Source organism: Priestia sp. SIMBA_032 (assembly GCF_046535215.1).
Taxonomy (GTDB): Bacteria; Bacillota; Bacilli; order Bacillales; family Bacillaceae_H; genus Priestia; species Priestia aryabhattai.
Window position 1 is genome coordinate 1 of sequence record NZ_JAWRXD010000211.1, and the last position, 384, is coordinate 384.

At 61.2% G+C, this 384-nt stretch carries 1 protein-coding gene; it reads right to left on the reverse strand.

All coding sequences use genetic code 11. The annotated features are described in order from the left end of the window. On the reverse strand, nt 1-382 hold a 382-nt coding region (locus tag SB717_RS34045), incomplete at its 3' end, for a DUF4135 domain-containing protein (RefSeq protein ID WP_410907228.1). Nucleotides 383-384: the final 2 nt, after the last annotated feature.

The following is a 384-nucleotide window of genomic DNA, read 5'->3' on the forward strand; positions in this document are numbered from 1 at the left end:
GGTATACGGGGTGGGTGCTTGCGTCCAGGAACCGGGAGTAGATGTACGTGGGCCTGATTACTGCCCTGGTCCGCGGGGGAGCGTTTTGCAGGATGAGCCGTTCCACATCTGCCCGCTTTTGTTTCAGCCGTGCCCGGCCAGCTTCATACCCCTGCGCCAGTTCAATGGCGTATTCTCGCGGATCGATGATGACGGTGTTAAGGGTGGCAGCGTTGGGTCCCCGTCCAACCGTTGCGGGTATGGTCGCGAAGCCGATGTCATCTGTTCCTTCGGCAGTCACGCGCACGGTGGTGAGGCGGGAATGCTCATTGGCGTGGGTAGTGCCCAGCCCCGATATGTCTATGTCGATGGCTGCGCCGAGGAACCGCATGGGCAGGAGCATTG